A 23,331-nucleotide genomic window follows, 5' to 3' on the forward strand; every position below is an offset into this window, starting at 1 on the left:
AAACCTCCTCTATAGCTATTCTCATTTGTTTCATTATACTGGAAAAAAGAATAGAAGAGGTTATTTTTTATCATCATTTGGGTATTTTAATTCAATAAATAAATTTTTTAATTGATGCAGTCGAGTTGTTTCAATATCGGTTTCATCGAATTGCATCGGTTTTGAATTCACCTCATAAATAAAGAGATCCCCTGCTGCGTTTTCACCAAGATCAATTGAAAATTCACCGATAAAGCCTAATTGATGAGATAGAACGGCACCGCAAGTTTGAGCAATTTCTGTTAATTGTTGATCTAAAGCTGGTGTTGTCACTTCATGATAAGGAATGATTTTCCCTCCCGTTGGCACATGAGTTGTGATTTCTTGTGTTTGTGACATCCTGACGCCTTTACCGCTTAGCTTGAAACGACCTTGTTCGTAATGAACAAGCAGGCGGTAATCATAGCGATGTCCATTTTTCTTCTTAGGAACAATCGCTTGTTGGGCTAAATATTTCTTCGATTGAAGCTGCTGTTTGTAAACATCCCAATAGGCTTGAAGAGTAGGGAATGTCTCTGCCTCTGTCGGGCTTACTAATTGGATGGATTTATCTCGTTTACAAGTTAAGGTATGAATCCCTTTGCCCCGATTTCCATCTCTAGGTTTTAAATAAATGGTTGAATAGGTGCGGAGAAAAGAAGCTAGTTGATTTACATTGTCGACAACGATCGTTTTCGGTAGAAGCTGCTTGAGCCTTTCGTGTTGTTGAAAGGTTGTATACATCTCATATTTATCAATAAAACAAGGGTTGAACATCTTAATGTGCTTGTTGGAGAATAGAGTTTTTAGTTGTTGAAAGGAGTCGGATGCTTCAAAGGGACGGGATGGAATTCGATTATAGACAATATGAGGGAGAGGGACGGTGATTTTTTTCCAGGTATTTAGTTCGGAACAGTATATAAATGCATAAGGTTGTTCCTGCAGAATATCGTTTGCTGTGAAAACATAACATAAAATACCGTGCTGTAATAAATAAGAATGCAAGGATTGGAACAAGGGAAGGTTCCCGCCCAATCCTATTTTGTTTTTTCCACTTGTTGTTAAAATGCCAATTGTTAATATTTCGTTCCTATGAAAGGGTTTTACGTCAAAGCTTCGAACATCTTGAAGAAATAAGGGATGTTGATAAGGAATTTCTATTTGATCAGCCCCAAACGTAACGGTGAATCCGTTTTGCCCGTGCCACCACTGTTTAGTCGATGAGTTATAAAAGATTTTCATTTTACGCCACCGATAGCGTGTGTAATCGATTGTTCGGCGAGATAAACGGCATAATCTAGGCTCATTTTCCTCGTTAAAAGTTCAAACTCTTGAAGTTCAGGATGGGAGAAGATAGAGCGGCCAGGTTTGGAATTAGCTTCAAACATCCATACTTGACCATGTTTATCAACCCCTAGGTCAAAGCCGATTTCCGCGATAATTCCATCAAGGTGATTTTCAATGCTTTCACTTAAAGTAAGCGCAGCTTTTGTTAGCTTTTGTTCTATCTCTAGTGTCGTTTGGCGATCTTCGAATAGTTCTTGGATGGTTTTAATGACCCCGCCGTTTTTTACATGAGTCGTAATGCTGCCGGAACCCGCTACTTTTGCTGCGATAGCGGTGACTTGCCACTCGTCTTGGTTGTTTTTATTCGTATGAACTCGAAAATCAACAGGGCGTTTTTCAGAACGCATAAGGGAAATTCCTTGTTGAACAATTAGGTTTTCCAATGGGCGATTTCGAAAAACATGATTCATTAGAGCTTCTAAAGATGAAAAACGTTGTAGTTTAGTTTCTTCTTCTTCGTTTGTATATCGGCAATAATACATATGTTCATGCTTATCATATAAAATTTGATGAATGCCAAGTCCAAGGCTTCCGTGAATGGGTTTAATAAACACTTGTCGGTAGTTTGAAAGTAGATGCTCGATTGTAGAAAAAGAAGAAAGAGGATATGTTTCTGGTAAGTAAGGGAGTGCTTTTTCATCATCACTTAATCGTTCATAGACATCCCATTTATTAAAAAATCCTGGATTATACCATGGAATCCTATATAGTTTTTGGAATTTGCGTTTTACTTCTTTGGGACCGCTTTGGTTCTCTGTTCTTCGATTCGGAAGCCGGTCGTAGATGACATTTGGAAGTGGAAAATCATTCATTTTCCATTCATTCTCTTCGTATATAAAACCATGAATCGTTTCATCATCCCAATTAATATGCTGCTCACCGAAAACAAAGGGAATACAACCTGTTTCTGTATTAAGTGAAAGTAATTTAGAGAAAAAATGAGACCGTTCGCCTAGTGGTTTATTATGAAATCCAGTAAATCCAGATGAAAAGATACCAACGAGCGGTCCAATATGAAGTCGGTTTTTATCTGCGAATAGATGAAGTGGCGTATTTGTTTCGGTAAATCGTAAAGAGTTTGCTAAGCTTTCTGATAGGACAATCTTCTGTGTATTAGCAGGATTTCGTTTTGCAGCAGCGGGACAGGAATGCTGCCCAAAACAAACGATGTCAATGGCAGCAAATTCTAGCTCTGAAGGATAGAAAAGTATATCGTTCGGAAGCTTTGTAATCTCAACAGGATACACGTTCTTCATAAAGTAATTATTCACCTGCTTTCAAGAGAGAGTGAGCTAAATATTGACTGTATAAAATAGGGGAGTGATAGAGCCGATCGTATTGGTCAGGATAGAGTACCTCAATCATTTTTCTTCCTGGCTTTGAATTAATATCTAAAATCCACACCTGACCACTTCGGTCGACTCCAAGATCAATGCCAAGTTCGAATAATCGGTGGAAGGTTGCTTCTACTTGTTCAGGCAGTGTCCGCAAAATATGGTGAATCGTTTGTTCGGCGGCTAGTGGAAGGATGTCACGGTATTGCTGTAAGAAGGCTGTAATTGGAAGAAAGAGTCCGCCTGTAGCGATGTTAGCGGTAATATGATCTTTTTGTCCGAGTCGAATGCCGCGCCCTTTTTCCACCCATTGATTTCGTTTGTCTTTTTGCATCAGAATACGGAAATCGAATGGTTCATTTTGAGCAGTGGCCAGTTCTAAATAAGGCTGACAAAGGTAACTGTAGCGTTGTAATAAGCGATCGACCCATTTATTTAATTGCGATTTCGATTGAAAGAGGCGCTTGTAAGTTTCTGTTTTCTTCGTCATTGTGACGTTTGTGCCGGCATCTGTTCTCTCGAGTAAGTAAATGCCTGTTCCGCGTGCACCGAAAGAGGGTTTTAAAACGATTCGTTCGTGCTCCGCTAGCTGTGTCCACATATCTTCTGCTGTTTCAATTTGTACGGTTTTCGGTAAAAATGCTTGTAAAAGCGGATGGTCTTTCAGCGCTTTATAGACATCCCATTTACTAGGGAGACCGTACCCTAAAAAGACGCTCTGTTTTTTGAGCCAATTTACTTTTTCTGTGATTTCTGTTGTTTCACGAGTTAAACCATAGAAACTGCGATCATAAACAAAATCGGGCAGAGGGACCGTTTTGTTCATCCAGCTTTCCTTTTCGGAGTCCCATATCTCTGCTTGGATTTCCTTTGTTTTTATATCAATTTGAAGAGGCGAGAAACGACAAACCTCCACTTGATGCTGCTGGGCAGCTTTGGCTAATTCCGTTACATACTGCTGTTCATTTGAGAAATTTGTCGTCATAATTCCAAATAGCATATAGAGACAAACTCCTTTCTATCATCCTTCATTTTTTAAAGTATGATGAAGCGTACTCATGTAATCAATAAGTGCTTTTACTGATGGTCGTAATTTATCCCTTGTACCATCAAATCGTTTAGAAGGTTTAGAGTTTACTTCAATAATCCATGGATGGAATTGTTCATCAAGTGCTAAATCAATCCCTAACTCTCCTAGTAATCCTTCATGTTGTTTATCTAGGGAGTGAGCCGTCTTTTTAGCAAGGTGAGTAAGAGTGTGATAAAGGTGAATGGCCTGCTGGCGATCGAATAGCTCTTTTAAAAATTGAATGCCATTCTTCATTTCTGCTCCACGTGCTATATTGGAGACGATATGTCCAGTATCGCCGATTCGCGCAACCGCAGAGGTTACCTTCCAAACGTCTTCCTTCGTTTGATGAAGGAGTATACGAAAATCGACTTTCTTCTGTTCCCATTCAAGCAAGGGGATCCCTTTTTGAATAATAAAGGAGTGTTTCTTGCAAAATTTCTTTAGGTAAAAGAACAGTTCCGCTTCCGATTGAACAAAGTGAGTATCCTGAGTGTTACCCGAATGTTCAAATAGCCAGCCTTTCTCCAGTTTGGTCGCTTTGCCAATATGTTTGCCTTGACTTCCAAAAATCGGCTTTACATAAATAACAGCATGATGTTGGAGAAAAGAATAGAAGGCTTCTTGCGCTCTGAGTAAAATGGTATCTGGTAAGTGCGGCTGCAGGCTTTCGTCTTGTACGAGCATTTCATGGACTTCCCATTTAGAAAGAAAGCACGAGTTAAAGAGTGGGATTTTTTTTGCTTGTAAATGGGCTGTGAATTGTTCAAAACGATCGGTCCTTTCTAAACGACGTGAATGAATCCGATTGTATAGTGCACTGGGAAATGGAAGAACACAGGGCTCCCAACCGTTCTCATGGAACCAATAACCCGTAATGACTTCACTTTCAAGCGACTGTAACGTTGTTAAATAAAAGGGGATGCCTAGAGTAGTAGAGTAGGTATGCATCTCTTGAAAAAAAACGTCTATCTCACCGAATGTTCCATCTGTAAGAAGAGATTGATTGGTTAATAGGGCAAGAAATGGGCCGATGATAACGGTTTTAGTGGATGGTAAGAACGTGACGGAGATTGGGTGAGTGAATGGTGGAAGAGTTAAGTATTGTGAAGCGAAACTTGATAATTTGCATTCCCTGCTTGTTGAAGAAAAGGACTCCACTGCTATTTCTATAGAACGTTGACCAGCCTTGAGCGAAAGAGTTTCCCCGTATTGAAGCTGCCATTTTGTAAAGGTAGTTTCATCGATATACATCAATGCTTTTTTTTCTTGAATAGTAGATATCAATAATTTAGAAGAATGACCGTTCATGTATATTCCCCGTTTGCACTTAGTTTCGGATGCTTTATAATAAGACAATGGGCAAATGTGGATAAAGTATTCTATGTTTTGTGGAAATAGAGTGTGTCTAGAAATCAATACATTTAGCAATAAAAGGAGAAATCATCATGGATTTATGGATGAAACTTGTATTCATGGTTGTGGTAGGTGCAATCATTGGAGGAATTACGAATTTAATTGCCATTAAAATGTTGTTCCGTCCGTATAAAGCGGTGTATATTTTTGGGAAACAACTACCGTTTACTCCTGGTTTAATGCCGAAACGTCAAGGAGAATTGGCACATCAGCTTGGGAAGGTTGTAGTGGAATATCTAATTACTCCTGAGAGTCTGCAACAACGTATTGTTAATGATACCTCTAAACAAAATATGAAAGAGTTTGTTGGGGCAGAAGTGAAGAAAGTGTTAACGACTGAAAAAAGTATTGCAGAGTTATTAGAACAATATGGGTTAAGTCGTGTGGGGGAGACAGTAGAGCAGCGTGTACAAGCTTTTGTGCTTGACAAATATGAAGAGTGGATGGCAGCGAATCGCGGCAAAAACCTTCGCCAAATTATCTCACCTGAGCTGCATGAAAAAGTGACGGAACAAATCCCGGAACTTTCTGCTTACATTGTTACGAAGGGGAAAGAATACTTCCGAAGTAAGGAAGGGAAAGCTCGCTTAGAGGCGATGTTGGATGATTTTTTTAAAGAGCGCGGAAAGCTGATTAATTTAATTCAAATGTTTATTGGAAATGATGCTTTAATTGATAAAATACAACCAGAAATTTTGAAATTTTTGGAGCAACGACGTACAACCAATTTTGTAGAAGAACTGTTACAAAAAGAGTGGGGTCAGATTAGTGAGTGGGAGATTCAAAAAGTTGAGAATCTAGTTGGTCCGCATGAGATAAAACGAGTAGTTATCGAAAAAACATCTGAATGGATTTCAGTGGATGCTGTTATGAACAAGCCGGTAAAAGACGTAGCAGGTCCATTTGTTGATTCAATTGTTGATAAAGCTGTGCCGGCTATGCTGGATCAGTTGGTAGACCGTGTAAGTGAACATATGCCAGCGTTAGTTAAAAGGCTTCGTTTAGACGAAATCGTTGAAGAACAAGTAGCGGCTTTTTCAGTTCAAAAATTAGAAGAAGTAGTTATAGCAATTGCAAAGCGCGAGCTGGCAATGATTACGTATTTAGGAGCGCTTTTAGGCGGGATTATTGGGTTGTTTCAAGGATTATTCGTTACGCTTTTATAGACTAATATGATTCAATACTATTCCCTTCTGAAAAAAATAGAGACGACGATTAGTTCGGCTTTATTAGGATGATTATGTTATAGTGGGGAAGATGTAATAATATAATGGACAGGAGGAGGGAGAAACATGAGTAATTCATATGATGCAGCTTATGCAATGGAGCGAGCGATTCGTTCTAGTAATGAATATGTAGAATTAAAACGATTATATGATCTTGTGAACGCTGATCCGGCTTCAAAGGGAATGTTTGATAACTTTCGTAACATCCAAATGATGCTTCAGCAAAAACAAATGATGGGTCAAGAAATTACACCCGAAGAAATTGAGCAAGCGCAAAAAACGGTTCAACTTGTTCAACAGCATCCAACAATTGCTCAATTGATGGAAGCGGAACAAAGAATGAGTGTAGTAATTGCAGATTTAAATAAGATTATTATGAAGCCTCTTGAAGAACTATACGGTCTTCCTGGTCAAGGATCATAAGCTTGTACTCCCTGCTTTGAATAGTAGGGAGTTTTTTTACGGTCTCCGTTTTGTTCTACTTAGCGTAGTTCATTCATAAATTAGGGTAGACATTACAGATGGGAGAGATCAACATGGTGTATCGTCTATTAGCGGTTAATATTGACGGAACGTTACTGCAGTCAAATGGCCGTTTAAATAAAGTTACGAAAGAGGCCGTTGAATACGTATCCCAAAAAGGTGTGCACATTGCACTTGTAACGAATAGAAATTATTACTCTGCTAAAAAAGTAGCGAAGGCGCTCAAGGTAAATCCAATGATGGTCGCTCATCAAGGGGCTTTTGTTGGAGAGACGATTGAAAAGCCTTTATTTGTAAAGAGGTTGACAGAGGAGCTTACGTTAGAAATCGTCCGATTGCTAGAAACGACATCGTGTCAGATTCAGCTTATTCATGAAAAAGGATCGTTAGGAAATAGAATTCATCTTCCGGAAAAACTAGTAAGTCGAGCTAAAATGACGTTAAATGAACCAAGTATGTTTGCGCAGCAGTATGTAGAAGTGCTTAGTGAGGAGCTTCAAAAAAAGCCGTGTGAACCAATAAAAATTGATATTCAATTTGTAAAAGGAATGGACCAACGAGATATAAAGAGGTTGATTGGAGAGTTGTTTCCGGAAGTAGAAGTGATTGATCAATCCGATCAAAGGCTGATACTTGTACCAAAAGGTGTGTCAAAATGGAGCGGGCTGCTATATTTAACCGACTATTTAGGAATCAAGAGGCAGGATATGGTCGCCATTGGTGATGGTCTAGATGATATAGATATGATTAATGGAGTCGGTCTCGGTGTGGCGATGGGAAATGCTGCACCAGAAGTGAAGCGAGTAGCTAAATGGGTAACCCGTTCTAATGATGAGAATGGTGTAGCGTACATGTTGAAAGAGTTTTTCCGTAAACAGCCGCCTATTGAATTTTTACAAAAAATGAATATGTTGAAATAACAACAAGCCCTTCACTTAATGAGTGAAGGGCTTGTTGTTTGATGGTTTCGCTTTATAAGATCTTTTGGTTCAGGTATGTGTGACTGTAGTCTCGTACACCTTTTTAGTTTATCTTAGTTAGCTGCATCAATCACGCGTTTCATCGCGTGAATTTGTCCAAGGTGATTAGACTCATGGAATAAAGCAAACGTAAATATTTCCCCTACTGTTTCAAGGCCTAAAAAAGGCTGTGCCAATTTTTCGCTATAGCGTTCTTCTGGAATGGCAAGAATGCGGTTCGCTTGCTCTTGCAGTTGTTGTACTAATACTTCGACGCTTGGTACGTCCCCTTTCCAATCCGCTGGTTTCGATCCATATCCAAATAATTCACCATAATTAGCAGGCAGGTGATTTGTGTGAGGATAGCCAAGTAAAAATTGCTCAGTGACAGTTAAGATATGGCCGATATGCCAATGAAGTGTGTTATTGAAGCCCTTCGTTTGGATATCGAACAGCTCCGGATTGATTCCTTCGATTTCGCTTAATATTTTTTGACGTGTCAATTGAAGTTGACTGTTTAAATAGTTCATGTGGAAAGTCTCCTTAATTATAATTATTTGAATTAAAACGATTGCATAAATGAAATTATAGCAAGTAGTTTCCTATAGAAGCAAATATTGAGATTGTGAATAATAAAATTTCACTTGAAGTTGTCAGAAAATTAATTATAAGGATATTGAACAGTTTTTGGTTGTTTAAATAAGTTTCATACTTTGTGAGCCCCTTTGAAAATGGAAGGGGCTTTTATTTGATTGGAGGTATATTCCATTTTGAATATTGTAAATTTTACTTGAAAATGTCAGAAAATTGATTATAATGAAGTTATTAATGTGAGGAAAAGTAACGTGAGTAGGTTATATTATTGTAGGTTTTGAAGGGAGGATTCTATGCGCTTAACATCCAGGGAGCAGGAGAAATTGTTAGTTGTAGTCGCTGCTGATTTAGCAAGACGACGTAAGGATCGTGGTTTGAAGTTGAATTACCCTGAAGCGGTTGCTCTGATTACATACGAAATGATGGAGGGGGCCCGCGACGGAAAAACTGTAGCTGAGCTGATGCAGTTTGGAAAAGCGATATTAACAAGTGAAGACGTAATGGAAGGAATTCCCGATATGATTCATGATATTCAAGTTGAGGCGACATTTCCGAACGGGACGAAGCTTGTGACGGTTCATAATCCGATTCAGTAAGGAGAGGAACAGATGATACCTGGTGAATATAGATTGAAAAAAACGCCGATTGTGTGCAATGAAGGCAAAGAAGTAACAAAATTAACCGTAATTAACCGTGGTGATCGTCCAATTCAAGTGGGCTCTCATTTTCATTTTTTTGAAGTGAACAGAGGGTTGGAATTTGAACGTAGCCAGGCGTTTGGTATGAGGTTGAATATTCCAGCAGGAACGGCTGTCCGCTTTGAACCAGGGGATGCGAAGGAAATTGAGCTCGTGGCTTTTAGCGGAAAACGAGAAGTGTACGGCTTAAATAATCAGACCGATAGAAAATTAGATGGGGAGGGGAAAGTGTGAGCCTTGAAATGTCACGTAAGCAATATGCTGATATGTTCGGTCCGACAAAGGGAGATTTAATACGACTCGCTGATACAGAGCTATTTATCGAAATTGAACAAGATTATGCGGTGTATGGTGATGAAGTGAAATTTGGCGGAGGAAAAGTCATTCGTGATGGTATGGGTCAGCACCCGCTTGCATCTAGAAGTGAAGTAATGGATTTAGTTTTGACGAACGCGATTATTCTTGACTATACCGGGATTATTAAAGCGGATATCGGGGTGAAAGATGGGAGAATTGCTGCCATTGGGAAAGCAGGAAACCCGCTGCTCATGGATGATGTGACAATGGTGATTGGAGCCGCTACAGAGATTATTGCTGCTGAAGGGATGATTGTTACAGCTGGCGGCATTGATGCCCATATTCATTTTATTTGCCCCGATCAAATCGAAACGGCACTTTCGAGCGGAGTTACAACGATGATTGGCGGTGGGACGGGACCAGCAACGGGAACGAATGCCACGACATGTACACCAGGTGCTTGGAATATTCACCGTATGCTTCAAGCTGCTGAACACTTCCCTATGAATCTAGGATTTTTAGGAAAAGGAAATGCCTCGGCAAAAGAGCCTCTAATTGAACAAATTGAAGCTGGCGCTATTGGTCTGAAGCTGCACGAAGACTGGGGAACTACGTCTGCAGCGATTGATACGAGCCTTACGGTTGCGGATGAATATGATATTCAAATTGCCATCCATACCGATACGCTCAATGAAGCAGGGTTTGTAGAAGACACGATTAAAGCAATTGGCGGTCGTGTTATTCATACATATCATACAGAGGGAGCAGGCGGCGGTCATGCACCCGATATTATTAAAGTAGCCAGTTTTCCTAATATTTTACCATCCTCAACAAATCCAACGAGACCTTATACGATTAATACTCTTGAAGAACATTTAGATATGCTGATGGTTTGTCATCATTTAGACCCTTCTGTCCCAGAAGACATTGCTTTTGCTGATTCGCGTATTCGAAAAGAAACGATTGCGGCTGAAGATATTTTACATGATTTAGGTGTATTCAGCATGATCAGCTCGGATTCCCAAGCGATGGGTCGAGTTGGAGAAGTCATTATGCGCACATGGCAAACGGCAGATAAAATGAAAAAACAACATGGACGTTTAAGCGAAGAAACGTGTGAAGGCGATAACTTTCGCGTGAAACGATATGTGGCCAAGTACACAATCAATCCTGCGCTCGCACATGGCATAGCGGATGAAGTTGGTTCAATAGAAGTCGAGAAATTCGCTGATTTAGTTGTGTGGGACCCCGCCTTTTTTGGAGTGAAGCCGGATTTAGTTTTAAAAGGCGGAATGATTGCTGCTAGCATCATGGGAGACCCGAACGCGTCTATTCCCACTCCGCAGCCTGTCACATATCGCCCGATGTTTGCCAGCTTTGGCAAGGCCACTGCTGCAACATCCATTACTTTTCTTTCTAAGGCAGCCTATGAAGCAGGCGTTCATCATGAATTAGGGTTAAACAAACTGATTAAACCAGTGAGTAATGTTCGTCAGCTTCAAAAGAAGGATATGAAGTTTAATGGAGAAACTCCTGTCATAGAAGTGGATCCGCAAACATATGAAGTTACAGTGGATCAGCAATTGATTACATGTGAGCCAGCTGAAATTTTACCAATGGCACAACGATATTTCTTATTCTGAGGTGAAATAGATGATTATTGAAAAAGTAATTGGAAACTTACGTGAGGTTGATAGAGCAGGAAGACATCTTGAACGCATCTATTTAGAAAGTGATGCACTTCGTAAAAGAATTCAGCGCGTTAAAACCGATCATGGAAAAGAGTTAGGGATTCGTTTAAAAGGAAATAAAGATTTAGCAGATGGCGACATTCTATATATGGATGAAAAGAATATCATTGCCATTCAAACATTGGCTGATGATGTATTAGCTATTCAGCCTGCATCTATTGGTCAAATGGGAGAAGTTGCACATCAATTAGGCAATCGCCATTTACCAGCGCAGTTTGAAGGAGACGAAATGCTCGTTCAATATGATTATCTCGTTGAAAAGCTATTGACTGATATGAAGGTTCAATATCGTCGTGAGAAAAGAAAGGTTAAAGAAGCATTTCGTCATGTCGGACATGCGCATGATTAAAGAAATTCTTCCGTTAATTCAGCTTTGTGATTCGAACTTTCCATCTGGAGCGTTTTCCCATTCCTTTGGATTGGAAACGTATATTCAAGAAGACTATGTAACTACTGTTGAGGAGTTTAAACAGTTTTTACATGTATATATTTTGAAATCATTAACGTATACAGATGGGCTTGGCTGCCGGATTGCCTATGATTTAGCAGCAGAACAGAAGCTTGAAGAGTTGTGGGGGTTAGATGAAGTCTTATATGCAAGCTGTTCTTCTGCAGAATCACGCGAAGCATCGCGGCGGATTGGCCAGCAAATGGCACGTATTTGTTTAGTGTTATATCCATCTGATACATTGGCCGATTATCAACAGAAGATTAAGAAAAAGCAATGTTACGGCCATCCAGCACTTGTATTTGCGCTTGTATGTTATGAGCTTACTATTTCAAGAGAGTTAGCAGTTATGAGTTGTTTATATGCAGGAGTATCTTCTCTTATCCAAAATGCTGTGCGTGGTATTCCTTTAGGGCAAACAGACGGACAATTATTATTATTATGGGCGCATGAAGTTATCCAATCGGCTGTTGAGGTGGTCGAAGGGCTATCTGAATCAGCACTTGGCCGAACTCAACCAGGTCTCGAAATTGCGCAAATGAGACATGAACAATTACATGTAAGACTATTTATGAGCTAATAGGAAAAGAGGTGAAGAGGTTTGTCTCTGGAGAAAGAGGCAGGCCCATAGTTGATGAAAGATGTTATTAAAATTGGTGTAGGTGGTCCGGTTGGAGCTGGAAAAACGATGCTTGTGGAAAAATTAACGAGAGCGATGGCGAATGATTTTAGTATGGCCGTTGTAACAAATGATATTTACACAAAGGAAGATGCGCTCTTTTTAATGAGAAACGGGGTGCTTCCTGAAACGAGAATTATTGGAGTGGAGACAGGCGGTTGTCCGCATACAGCCATTCGAGAAGATGCTTCCATGAACTTTGCAGCAATTGATGAATTGATGGAATATCATCCTGATTTGGATCTTATTTTTGTCGAGAGCGGCGGTGATAATTTAGCCGCCACATTTAGTCCAGAGCTTGTTGATTTCTCGATTTATATTATCGATGTAGCACAAGGAGAGAAAATCCCGCGTAAGGGCGGGCAAGGTATGATTAAATCTGATCTTTTTATTATTAATAAAACAGATTTGGCTCCTTATGTTGGTGCAAGCTTAGAAATCATGGAGCGAGATACGTTAATGACTCGTGGAGATAAGCCGTTTTTCTTTACTAATTTAAAAGATGAACAAGGCTTAGACGATGTTGTGAATTGGATTAAATCAGAGGTTTTCTTAATAGGTTTAGAGCAATGAATTGGACGGGACAATTACATTTAACGGCTTCATTAAAAAATGGGAAGACCATTTTATGTGATAGCTATTATGAAGGGACGTTTAAAGTATCTCGTCCCGTTTTTTTAGAAGAGGACTCCCCAACTTATTTTTTGATTCATGTCGGCGGCGGCTATGTAGGTGGAGACCGATACAATCAATGCTTTCATTTAGAAGAAGGGGCTGTGCTAACATTAACGACCCAGTCAGCGACGAAAGTCTATAAAACGACAGCGTTACCTGCTAAGCAGCAAACAACGATTTTTCTTGAAAAAGGTAGTTTTCTAACGTATTTACAAGATCCTGTTATTGCTTATGAACAGGCAAAGTATATACAAGAAACGACCATTGAAATGGAAGCAGGCTCTAGCTTATTACTAACAGATATGTACACTCCAGGCTGGTCAGCGACGCAACAGAGCTTTACCTATGATTGGATTCACTCCGATATGACAGTCATTTATGATCGAAGGAAAATAGTAATCGATCACCTCTTATTACAGCCTAAGGATCAACTAGATTCCATCCTCTTATTAGAAGGTTATACCCATTTTGGTTCTCTGCTTTTTATTCATGAAAAGTTGAATGATGCTGCTTTTCATGAATTAGTAGAGGCACTACATATATTTGAAAATGAGGCAAGAGTCGGCCTCTCCCGCTTACCGGTTGCCGGTCTGCTTTTACGGGTTTTGGCCAATCAAACTCAAATAATCGAGAAAATCTTTGCGATTTGTGAAACGATTTTACGAAGCGAAGTGTTGCAAAAAGAAGCTGTTTTTTATCGGAAATATTAAGTTGGTAGAGTGCGAGAACAGTTATATGGATTATTCTATTTCTTCCCAGTTTCTCCTCTGTTGACCGTGTTATCTCGATTAGGTACACTTATCATGGATATTTATTAGAAAAACACGACTTATTACTCTTAATGGTGAAAGTCGCTGTTTTTTCTTATGCTTTAATCCTTTAAACAAGGTAAACTTTCTTAAAGGATAAAAAAATTAGATAGGTGATTAATTTGCAAATTGCGATACATGGTATTACAGATGAGCGGTTTCGACGACCGCTTCAAAATATAGCTAATTTATTTTTTGAAGAAACAACCATTCAGTTTGGGGAAGAAGAAGCCGCGGAACTCGTTGTTCATTTAGAGTGGCATGTTACAGAGCAAATTACTGTTTCCGCAGTACTGATAGAGCAATCAACGAACAAACGCTTTGAGGCAGCACACGAAGAAGCGCTTGTATTGCCAGCTACAGAAAAAGAACAATTCATGCAAGTGAAGCGTGCGGTGTCACATGCTTATTTACAAGTGCTGCAGCAGCTTACGGGTACGATTCAAAAGTGGGGGATTTTGACAGGGATTCGTCCGACCAAGCTGCTTCATAAAAAGCTTCAGCAAGGGTTATCTATGGAAGAAGCGCACGCGGAGTTAAAGGAAGATTATTTAATTTCGGATGAGAAAATTGACTTAATGCAAAAAATTACCGAACGTCAATTAGCGGCTGTTCCAGATTTGTATGATTTAAGAAGAGAAGTGAGTATTTATATTGGGATTCCGTTTTGTCCAACGAAATGTGCGTATTGTACATTTCCTGCTTATGCGATTAATGGACGTCAAGGTTCAGTTAATTCTTTCCTTGGCGGTCTTCATTATGAAATAAGAGAAATGGGTCGTTATTTAAAAGAAAAAGGCATTAAGATTACGACGATTTATTATGGCGGTGGTACACCGACAAGTATTACAGCCGAAGAAATGGATATGTTGTATGAAGAAATGTACACTTCCTTCCCTGATGTCGCCAATGTTCGTGAGGTTACGGTTGAAGCGGGAAGACCAGACACCATTACACCTGAGAAGCTGGAAGTGTTGAAGAAATGGAATATCGACCGAATTAGTGTAAATCCGCAATCGTACATCCAAGAAACATTGAAAGCGATTGGCCGGCATCATACTGTTCAAGAAACGATTGATAAATTCCACTTGTCACGCAGCATGGGGATGAATAACATCAATATGGATTTAATTATCGGTCTCCCTGGTGAAGAATTACCGGAGTTTGAAACAACGCTGGCTGAAACGGAAAAATTGATGCCGGAATCTTTAACCGTTCATACACTTTCTTTTAAACGTGCTTCAGAAATGACGAAGAATAAACAAAAGTATAAAGTCGCATCTCGCGATGAAGTAGAAAGAATGATGCATGCAGCAGAGAAGTGGACAGCGGATCATGGATATGTTCCTTATTATTTATATCGTCAGAAAAACATTCTCGGTAATTTAGAAAATGTCGGCTATTCATTGCCAGGTCAGGAAAGCATTTATAACATTATGATTATGGAAGAGCAGCAAACGATTCTCGGCCTTGGCTGCGGTGCAGCGAGTAAATTTATTGACCCAGTGACAGGGAAAATTACTCACTTTGCAAATCCGAAAGATCCAAAATCGTACAATGATCATTTCGAGCATTATACACAAAAGAAAATTGAAATGTTGGAAGAGTTATTGGATAATGAGAAATCCCAAGCTTAATGCTTGGGGTTTTTTGTACGTTAAGAAGTTTAATTTCTTTAAAGGATTAAAGGAAGTATTTTACATCGGCTTTCGCCATTAGGGCGATAAGTTGTGTTTTTGTTGATTTAAAATAAAGTTTGATAAAAAGATCTATTTTGTAGAGTATTTCTTTGTTCAACACTCGGGCCAGATTGTGAAAATTTGTACTGAACGAAGCAGGTTATTTCAAGAAAAATTATTATAGGCAGTTTTGGTATTTGTTACTTTTTAGAAATGGATTAGAGAATCCAATAAATGTAGAAGATATAAGATATATAGTCCACAAACTACATTAGGAATGATACATCTATGCACATCATCTATAACTTTTTATTTTTATTAGCTGGTTGGCGATGGGGTGATGGGAGGAATTAGGAAAAGTATTATCCAACAATACTCTTCTTTATCTTAAATGACCTTCTACATAACTTTTTAACCTATAATCACCCATTTTGGCACTTTGAAGAAACAGCATTTTCATTGCCATTCTTTAACCATACAATTATTTCGCTAATGATTATGTTTGTTCGTTATCCTGTGACCATTTTGATTTATCTAAAATATTTCTTCGGAACGAACAAATGGAGAGTAAGAATATTTCACTTCATATTTTGGGTTGTTCTATATGTTGCAGTTGAATATATCAACCTACAAATTGGTTTAATATCTCATCATAATGGTTGGAGTATGTGGAATTCGGTTCTATTCGTTATTGCTATGTTTATTGTATTTCCTATTCATTATAAAAAACCACTGTTAGCATGGCTGATAGTATTAGGAATATTTATAGTACTTATCATTGAATTTGATTTTCCTTTAAATAAAATGAAATAATTTTTGAAGTTACGGGTGAATTCCTTTAGTAAGAAAAAGTGGTATATTCATAAGGTGTTCGGCAACTCCTGACTTTGGTTGCAATGATTGTTGAGCAAATTAACAATTTTTGAAGGATTGATTATCATGGAAAGAATAATTTTATGGTCAATGCTCATAATAGGAATCGCCCTACTCTTTTTTAGTTTAAGAAAACCACCAACTAAAGATTTGATTTTAATTTTCTTATTAACCTCTTTTTTCTCAACATTTCTTGGTGTTATTGTTGTAGAAGAAAAAATGCTCGAATATCCTATAAGCTTTTTAAGTAACTATTTCAGTTCTAGCATTCTGTATGAATATCTTATACTTCCAGTTGTCTGTATTTACTTTTATCAAGCAACTTATTATTCAAGATATCCCAGCATTATTCTGAAATGTACATTGTATACCGCTTTTTTAACGATCATTGAGGTTATTTTTGAAAGGTATACAGATTTAATTAAATATCATACATGGACATGGATACACACGTTTATCAGTATCTTTTTTTTATTCATGTTTATCCGTATCCTGATGCAATTAATTAACAAGCAGGAAAGATAAAACGAGAAATATTACCCGTAAGTCTATAAGAAGGATATATGTATAAGCTTTAAACGTTTATAAAACAGGGACTAAATTCCTTTTCGACTTTTAGCAGCAATATAGCATTCATAATGTTGATTAACAATAAGATGTTTAAAGCCCTAGTTCTGTCATTCCATTAAAGGGCGCAATTCTGCAGTAAGAATTGTACTTTTTCTATCTGCTCAAGGTTTATTCCAGTCGCGTTACCTTCTTCACCATTTTAAGAATGCTTAATTTGATATTCTTTATTTCGGCATATTCTCTTTTTATGTGTAGATAGATTATGAGTTTCACATCGAGTCTATAAATTTTAAAGGGGTAATAGCCTGTGGAACGTCGTATGAGGTGAAAGTCTCACGTACGGTGTGAAGTGAGAGAAAAGATGGCGATAACTTCAAAAGCTTACCTATTACTATAAATTGAATAAGCTTTTCAATTACGATACAGTTTGTTGAAGTGATATAATTAAATAAAATTAAACGTTAATACCGAAATATAATGAAATAAAGAATAAGGAAAAGGGGGATTGAAAATGGATGTAAGATACCCAATTGGGAAACTGCAAGTTCCTGAAAAAGTAACATTAGAAAATATTCAAGAATGGCTAAAGGAAATCGAAACTTACACGATTCGATTAAGAGAAACTGTCGATTCATTAAGTGATGAGGAATTAGGTAGAACTTATCGTGAAGGTAGCTGGACAGTTCGTCAACTTGTTCATCACATTGCAGATTCTCAGTTGAACATGTATCAACGTTTGAAGCTGGCTTTAACAGATGAGAATCCAACAGTACCAGCTTTTGATGAAGAAAAGTGGGCTATTCAACCGGATACAAAGCTTCCTGTAGAAAGTTCTATTAAAATGTTAGAAGGTATAAATGAGCGCATCGTATCTTTAGGACATAATTTAACTGAAGAGCAATTAAATCGAGCTTTTACTCACCAGATAAATGGTATAATAACAGTCGCAACAAAAGTTGCAAAATTAGCTTGGCACGAAGAGCATCATTTAGCCCATATAAAAATCGCATTATCAAAATAATACAATATGTATAAAAGTGGCTTATCGAACCTCGATAAGCCACTTTTAAAATTAAAATAAGGAATAATTATAGAAGTTTTATTCAACTAAAGGGCACTATCCTGTAGCAAGGATTAGCGTTTATTTTCATTTTAGGACCAGGTTGTGGAGGATTGGAAGAAGGAAAGCTATGTATAATTAATGATGTAAGTTTATGCTTTTTATGTAATAATTATTTTGTAGAGATGTAAAGTTACAATTCATACATAGTGAAGGTGGGGATCATAATGGCAACGGGAACGCATACTGTAGTAGTTCCAGCAGATGTACAAGCAGTTTGGGATTATGTCAGTGATCTTGAAAAATGGGCAACGACAGTACCAGCCTATAAAGAACATGAAATCATAAATGACAAGCAATCTATTTGGACATTTGAAGGCAGTGTGAAAGGTATTAAAAAAACAATACAAGCGCAGGTAGATATTACCGAATGGAATGAACCTTCAAATATTAAGTTTGAACTAAAAGGTTTATCAGATAATTTTACAGGAAGCGGTCACTTTACTGCAGAAGATGTTAATGGTGAAACAATAATGACTTGTACGGTAGAAGTCCGTGCAGGTGGATTATCTGGTGCCGTATTAACACCAATTATTAAATGGGCTGTTCCGAAAGTAGCCTCTCGTTTAACAGAATCTATCGCACGTAAAATTGCAGTATTCTCATAGTTTTCAAAGATTGAAAGTCGATTCATTTTGGAGATACCTTCTCTGAAGTATAGATGGTAACATTCTGAAGTGACCAATGTAATGATATAGAAGTTCTACTAGAAATTTTATAATTAGCGGAAAGGGGACTGTTCAAAAAAGGATGGTCTCTTTTTTCAATATTCGAGAATCGGGCGCTTTCCTGAAATTGGTATGCTCCCCTTATAGTAGACACGTTTTAAAAAGCGCATTAATCTGTCTATTATTAAGGGGGTATTTTTTATGGAGAAAAAAGCAGAGACTTATGATATATCATTCAAGAAAAAAGCAGTGGATTTATTTCATCAAAAGAAGAATTATGCAGCCGTTTCCAGAGAATTAAACACTCATCGAAAAAACATACAACGATGGGTTAAACAGTTTAGTGAAGATGGGATGGTTGGTCTTAGAGAAAAACGTGGCAGAAAAAGTGGGTCTAGTAGAGTCTCTTCATCTACCTTTGAAAATACCCAACAGAAAATAAAGCGATTAGAAGCTGAGAATGAACTGTTAAAAAAGCTTTTAAAGATGTGAAAGGAGGAATGAATCTAAAACCTAGTATTCTATTTCCAATCATTAATGATTTATCTAAACAAGCTCACTCTATACAGCTACTTTGTCATCTAGCTAAAGTATCAAGAAGTGGATACTACAAGTGGATAAAGCGTAAAGCATTACCTTCGGAAAAGCAGATAGAGGATGAGAAGCTAAAGCAGAAAATAATAGAATGTCATCAGAAATATAAGGGCATCTATGGCTATAGAAGAATACAAATTTGGTTAAAGAGGACCTATGATATTCATATTAATCACAAAAAAGTTCAACGGTTACTAAGTGAGCTAGGTATTAAAGCAATTATCAGGAAGAAACGAATTTATTACGGTAAGAAAGAACCTTATCTTATCTCGAATAATTATTTAAATAGATCCTTTTACGCTTCTCGCCCTAATGAAAAGTGGGTAACGGATATTACGTACCTCATTTTCAATGGACAGAAACTATACTTGTCTGCCATCAAAGACCTATATAATAACGAAGTTGTTGCGTACCAAATTAGTAGACGTAATGATTATAAACTAGTCTTGGATACTCTTAAAAAAGCCATAAAAGGAAGGAATGTAAAGGGACTCCTTCTCCATAGTGATCAAGGATACCAATACACTTCCCATAACTATAATCAGCTACTCACAAGAAATAAAATGAAAGCTAGTATGTCTAGAAAGGGCAACTGTTGGGATAACGCTAGTATGGAAAATTTCTTTAGTCATTTAAAAACAGAATGTTTTAACCTGCATACTTTTAAAACTTCACAAGAGGTTAGAAGGGCTATTAAAGACTACATTCACTTTTATAACCACGAAAGGTTTCAAACCAAGCTAAACAACCTGACTCCTATCGAATATAGAAGTCAGGCTTCTTAACTGCGCTTATTTTTTTATGTCTACTTGACAGGGGTCAGATCAAAATAAGGAATAGCGCTAATTTTCATTTAAGGGCCAGATTGTTGAACAGCACCTGTATTGAAAATTAGATATTTGTGTTTGAAATACAGAAGAGATTGTGAAGGTTTGCACTTAAACGAACGGGCAGCATTCCTGTAATGAAGAAATAGAGGGTTTGAACATAAAAAACACCTCTTGGTATGATAAGAGGGTCCTAAAGCTTGCCGGCAAAAAGGACTACTTATTCGCATACCAGGAGGCTCACTATGAATTATAACCAAAATCAAAAAATCGCTCAAATCACTTCCCAAACACTTATTGTCGGTGTTGATATTGCCAAATCGAAACATGTTGCACGTGCACAGGACTTTAGAGGAATGGAGTTTGGGAAACCTTTATACTTTGAAAATACAAAGCCTGGCTTTGATGGATTTTCGAGTTGGATTCAACAGCTTATCACTACACATGACATGGATCAGGCTATCGTAGGGATGGAGCCGACCGGTCATTATTGGCTGAATCTAGCTCATTTCTTGAAAGAACAGGACGTTAAGTTTGTGGTCGTGAACCCTATGCACGTCAAGAAAAGTAAAGAATTAGATGATAATTCACCTACCAAAAATGATGTCAAAGATGCCAGAGTGATTGCACAGCTAGTCAAAGATGGAAGATATGCTGAACCTAAGATTCCGCAGGGAGTGTATGCCGAACTTCGTGCGGCAAGAAAAATACGTGATCTTTTATCTGTTGATCTTCAATCCGTACAAGGGCAAATTCACAACTGGCTGGATCGGTATTTTCCTGAGTTTCTCACGGTTTTTAAAGACTGGGAGGGAAAAGCAGCACTACAATTATTAAGGCTCAGCTTACTGCCAAGTGAGCTAGTAAAGATCTCTGATGAAGAAATCTTAGCCCATCTTAAAAAGGCCGTAAAACGTGCAGTTGGTCTTGGGAAAGTAAGAGAGTTAAAACGAGTCGCCGGTCTTTCAATCGGCATTCGTGAGGGATCAGAGCTGGCGAAATTAGAGATTCGCATTTTATTAGACAAGTATGATCTCATTAAACAAAAGTTCGAAGAACTGGAACCTAGAATAGATGCCTTACTTGAACAGATACCCGGTGTTCATCAAATGCTGGCAATCAAAGGGATTGGTAAAGATACAGTGGCTGGATTCTTGGCAGAGGTCGGAGACCTAAACGATTATTCACATCCTCGCCAAATCATTAAGTTGGCAGGACTAAGCTTAAAAGAAAATACGTCAGGTAAACATAAGGGACAAACGAAGATTACGAAGAGAGGTAGGAAGACGCTGAGAGCTCTCCTTTTCCGAGTTGTCATGCCATTAGTCGCCAAGAACTCTGCTTTTAAAGCCCTACATGCGTACTATACAAAACGTCCGAACCATCCTTTAAAAAAGATGCAATCTCTTATCGCCCTGTGCAATAAATTGATACGTGTATTGTTTACCATCGGTAAAAAACAATGTGAATTTAGCGAAGAAAGAATGTTACAGGACATCCCTCATATGGCTGTGATGCTGAAGGTAGCTTAGGCTTTTGTAGCCCTGTTAATCAGAATAAAGGAACGTTTATGGTTTAGTAGACATTTGAAGCACGGATTAGTCAGTATTCAACTAAATTTCGGGCAAGGACCCTGTCGGGCAGCATAAACTGACATCCACCTCATGGAAAGGTTGGACGAAGGAATTTTGGAGCGAAGACTCTGTGAGACATGGGAGGGTTGACCTCCATGAGAGACGTGGAGACCACTAGTGCAACTATAATTTAACTGGATACCCACTTATTGGATAAAGGTGGTTAAGTGGCTAAAGGTTTTTTTACTCCTTGGCTCCAAAAATATCCTTCACTTCCTTCTAATCCCAATAAGAGAATGACTAACACCTGTAAGCGACTTTAAAATTCTAAGAAAACAGGAGAAAACAAGAGATATTCCTTATTTTATAGAGGGAGTATAGTTCAAGAGGGATTTTACAATATATACCGTTACCCAAAATTTTCTTTTATAAATACAATTAAAAGAAAATTAACTAATATGGAAGTTTCGCAGTATGTTTAATAAGCAATGTAAAAAACCTTGCATCCCCTTTTGGAGCAAGGTTTTTTATGTACAATATTTGTTATTACGCTTCTTAATCATTAGTGCGAACAATAGCAACGTCACAACGAGAATGGCGAACAATAGCTGCTGATACGCTACCGATGAAGAAACGTTCTACTACGTTTAGACCTGTTGAACCACAGACAATTAAGTCTACATTATGCTTTTTAGGTAATTCTTTTGAAAGTTGTGCTTTAGGAGAACCGAATACGATTTCTGTTTCAATATTTGCTATACCAGCAGCTTTTGCTTGTTCTTTATATTTTTTAACAAGATCGTCAGCGAATGTTTCAGAACGATCACGAATAGTTGTATCGTATTCTTCAATAATCGGATAACTTCTTGTATCAATTATATGCGCTAAAATTAGTTTTGCATTATTATTTTTGGCAATTGTACGCGCTTTATTAAAAGCCCATTCTGCTTCTTTGGAACCGTCAACAGCTGCTAAAATAGTATTATAATGTTCACTCATGATATATCTCCTCCTTTTATAAATCTATTATAACAATAGCGATGAAAAGGATTTGAAACAATTTTGTGAATATTAAGACAATTTTGTGAATATTAAAAAGTTATTTTATTTACAATAAAGTTGTTAAAAAATGTGATTCATTCTATTCCACAATCGGGCGCTTTAATTGGGCAAGGATCACAAAAATTATCAAACTTTTTTATAAAAGGATGATTCAATTGATTATAGAAAAAGCGTGTTTTGATCAATCTTTTTTCAAAACACGCTTTTTCTATTTGCTCTTTTATTAAGGTTTATTAAGTTAATTTAATCAAACTTTATTCCAAGGATACAGAATAAGATAGTATCGATACAACTTACGCCGGGTTAAGTTTTATTCCATTTGAAATTTTTAACAAATTAATAACATTATTTAAATTTAATAATTGAGATGTTATGGTAAAATTATGGTTTTTTTGGATTTCATACTCAAATATTGAAATACTGAGAAGAGGAGATAAATAATATTAAATTAAATAACTTTTACAAGTGTGAATAAAGCAGATATAAAAACACGTATTGGAAATAAAGGAATAGACAATTTTTCATTGATATTAGAATATAGTTCGTTTTATAGAATTTGGA

General features: G+C 37.6%; 23 protein-coding genes and 1 pseudogene. 18 read left to right on the forward strand and 6 right to left on the reverse strand.

What is annotated here, in order from left to right; all coding sequences use genetic code 11:
• Positions 1-60: 60 nt before the first annotated feature.
• Genes BAOM_RS04505 through BAOM_RS04520 form a run of 4 tightly spaced genes read right to left on the reverse strand, consistent with a single transcriptional unit; the run spans position 61 to position 5,079 of the window.
• Positions 61-1,260 carry a YheC/YheD family endospore coat-associated protein gene (locus BAOM_RS04505; RefSeq protein WP_127759228.1) on the reverse strand — a complete coding sequence of 400 codons (1,200 nt, stop codon included), beginning with the start codon at positions 1,258-1,260 and terminating at the stop codon, positions 61-63.
• Positions 1,257-2,621, reverse strand: a complete 1,365-nt coding sequence (locus BAOM_RS04510) for a YheC/YheD family endospore coat-associated protein (RefSeq protein WP_127759229.1) — start codon at positions 2,619-2,621, stop codon at positions 1,257-1,259. The genes BAOM_RS04505 and BAOM_RS04510 overlap by 4 nt, the downstream gene beginning before the upstream one ends.
• 7 nt (positions 2,622-2,628) lie before the next feature.
• Positions 2,629-3,699 (reverse strand): YheC/YheD family endospore coat-associated protein, encoded by a 1,071-nt coding sequence (locus BAOM_RS04515; RefSeq protein WP_127759230.1) that lies wholly within the window; start codon positions 3,697-3,699, stop codon positions 2,629-2,631.
• A 21-nt stretch (positions 3,700-3,720) separates the two neighbouring features.
• The gene (locus BAOM_RS04520; protein ID WP_127759231.1) at positions 3,721-5,079 is read right to left on the reverse strand and encodes a YheC/YheD family endospore coat-associated protein; all 1,359 of its coding nucleotides are present in this window, start codon (positions 5,077-5,079) and stop codon (positions 3,721-3,723) included.
• Between the two features lie 137 nt (positions 5,080-5,216).
• Here BAOM_RS04520 and BAOM_RS04525 point away from each other — a divergent pair, with 137 nt between their 5' ends.
• From BAOM_RS04525 to BAOM_RS04535, 3 genes are all read left to right on the forward strand, one after another.
• Positions 5,217-6,350, forward strand: coding sequence for a DUF445 domain-containing protein (locus BAOM_RS04525; RefSeq protein ID WP_127759232.1), 1,134 nt, complete (start codon positions 5,217-5,219; stop codon positions 6,348-6,350).
• Between the two features lie 126 nt (positions 6,351-6,476).
• Entirely contained in the window at positions 6,477-6,833 is a 357-nt protein-coding gene (locus BAOM_RS04530) for a YlbF/YmcA family competence regulator (protein WP_127759233.1), read from the forward strand.
• A gap of 113 nt (positions 6,834-6,946) precedes the next feature.
• Positions 6,947-7,813 carry a Cof-type HAD-IIB family hydrolase gene (locus tag BAOM_RS04535; RefSeq protein ID WP_127759234.1) on the forward strand — a complete coding sequence of 289 codons (867 nt, stop codon included), beginning with the start codon at positions 6,947-6,949 and terminating at the stop codon, positions 7,811-7,813.
• A 113-nt stretch (positions 7,814-7,926) separates the two neighbouring features.
• On the opposite strand, the gene BAOM_RS04540 is transcribed toward BAOM_RS04535, so the two are convergent.
• A complete protein-coding gene (locus tag BAOM_RS04540) occupies positions 7,927-8,382 on the reverse strand; it encodes a DinB family protein (protein ID WP_127759235.1) in 456 nt (151 codons plus the stop codon).
• A gap of 357 nt (positions 8,383-8,739) precedes the next feature.
• Here BAOM_RS04540 and BAOM_RS04545 point away from each other — a divergent pair, with 357 nt between their 5' ends.
• From BAOM_RS04545 to BAOM_RS04610, 15 genes and pseudogenes are all read left to right on the forward strand, one after another.
• Entirely contained in the window at positions 8,740-9,042 is a 303-nt protein-coding gene (locus BAOM_RS04545; RefSeq protein ID WP_127759236.1) for an urease subunit gamma, read from the forward strand.
• A 12-nt stretch (positions 9,043-9,054) separates the two neighbouring features.
• The gene (locus tag BAOM_RS04550; RefSeq protein ID WP_127759237.1) at positions 9,055-9,378 is read left to right on the forward strand and encodes an urease subunit beta; all 324 of its coding nucleotides are present in this window, start codon (positions 9,055-9,057) and stop codon (positions 9,376-9,378) included.
• Positions 9,375-11,084 (forward strand): urease subunit alpha, encoded by a 1,710-nt coding sequence (ureC, locus tag BAOM_RS04555; protein ID WP_127759238.1) that lies wholly within the window; start codon positions 9,375-9,377, stop codon positions 11,082-11,084. The genes BAOM_RS04550 and ureC overlap by 4 nt, the downstream gene beginning before the upstream one ends.
• A 10-nt stretch (positions 11,085-11,094) precedes the next feature.
• Complete coding sequence (gene ureE / locus BAOM_RS04560; RefSeq protein ID WP_127759239.1) at positions 11,095-11,541, forward strand: urease accessory protein UreE; 447 nt, start codon at positions 11,095-11,097, stop codon at positions 11,539-11,541.
• On the forward strand, positions 11,519-12,220 hold the full coding sequence (locus tag BAOM_RS04565; RefSeq protein ID WP_257467632.1) for an urease accessory protein UreF: 702 nt from the start codon (positions 11,519-11,521) through the stop codon (positions 12,218-12,220). The genes ureE and BAOM_RS04565 overlap by 23 nt, the downstream gene beginning before the upstream one ends.
• Positions 12,221-12,274: 54 nt before the next feature.
• On the forward strand, positions 12,275-12,892 hold the full coding sequence (gene ureG, locus BAOM_RS04570; RefSeq protein ID WP_127762446.1) for an urease accessory protein UreG: 618 nt from the start codon (positions 12,275-12,277) through the stop codon (positions 12,890-12,892).
• Entirely contained in the window at positions 12,889-13,704 is an 816-nt protein-coding gene (locus BAOM_RS04575) for an urease accessory protein UreD (protein WP_127759240.1), read from the forward strand. Before ureG ends, BAOM_RS04575 begins: the two co-directional genes overlap by 4 nt.
• A 221-nt stretch (positions 13,705-13,925) precedes the next feature.
• Positions 13,926-15,440 carry a coproporphyrinogen III oxidase gene (locus BAOM_RS04580; protein WP_127759241.1) on the forward strand — a complete coding sequence of 505 codons (1,515 nt, stop codon included), beginning with the start codon at positions 13,926-13,928 and terminating at the stop codon, positions 15,438-15,440.
• 411 nt (positions 15,441-15,851) lie between these two features.
• A pseudogene (locus BAOM_RS25450) lies at positions 15,852-16,295 on the forward strand (CBO0543 family protein); the annotation flags it as partial.
• 150 nt (positions 16,296-16,445) lie between these two features.
• On the forward strand, positions 16,446-16,880 hold the full coding sequence (locus BAOM_RS24855; RefSeq protein ID WP_306821307.1) for a CBO0543 family protein: 435 nt from the start codon (positions 16,446-16,448) through the stop codon (positions 16,878-16,880).
• Between the two features lie 556 nt (positions 16,881-17,436).
• Entirely contained in the window at positions 17,437-17,946 is a 510-nt protein-coding gene (locus BAOM_RS04590) for a YfiT family bacillithiol transferase (RefSeq protein WP_127759243.1), read from the forward strand.
• A gap of 266 nt (positions 17,947-18,212) precedes the next feature.
• Positions 18,213-18,653 (forward strand): SRPBCC family protein, encoded by a 441-nt coding sequence (locus tag BAOM_RS04595; RefSeq protein ID WP_127759244.1) that lies wholly within the window; start codon positions 18,213-18,215, stop codon positions 18,651-18,653.
• Positions 18,654-18,914: 261 nt separating this feature from the next.
• Complete coding sequence (locus BAOM_RS04600; RefSeq protein WP_127759245.1) at positions 18,915-19,205, forward strand: helix-turn-helix domain-containing protein; 291 nt, start codon at positions 18,915-18,917, stop codon at positions 19,203-19,205.
• 8 nt (positions 19,206-19,213) lie between these two features.
• Complete coding sequence (locus tag BAOM_RS04605) at positions 19,214-20,092, forward strand: IS3 family transposase (protein ID WP_127759246.1); 879 nt, start codon at positions 19,214-19,216, stop codon at positions 20,090-20,092.
• A gap of 287 nt (positions 20,093-20,379) precedes the next feature.
• Positions 20,380-21,666 carry an IS110 family RNA-guided transposase gene (locus tag BAOM_RS04610; RefSeq protein ID WP_127759247.1) on the forward strand — a complete coding sequence of 429 codons (1,287 nt, stop codon included), beginning with the start codon at positions 20,380-20,382 and terminating at the stop codon, positions 21,664-21,666.
• A 597-nt stretch (positions 21,667-22,263) separates the two neighbouring features.
• Here BAOM_RS04610 and BAOM_RS04615 read toward each other — a convergent pair.
• Positions 22,264-22,707 (reverse strand): universal stress protein, encoded by a 444-nt coding sequence (locus BAOM_RS04615; protein ID WP_127759248.1) that lies wholly within the window; start codon positions 22,705-22,707, stop codon positions 22,264-22,266.
• Positions 22,708-23,331: the final 624 nt, after the last annotated feature.

This window comes from Peribacillus asahii, from assembly GCF_004006295.1.
GTDB classification, from domain to species: Bacteria; Bacillota; Bacilli; order Bacillales; family DSM-1321; genus Peribacillus; species Peribacillus asahii_A.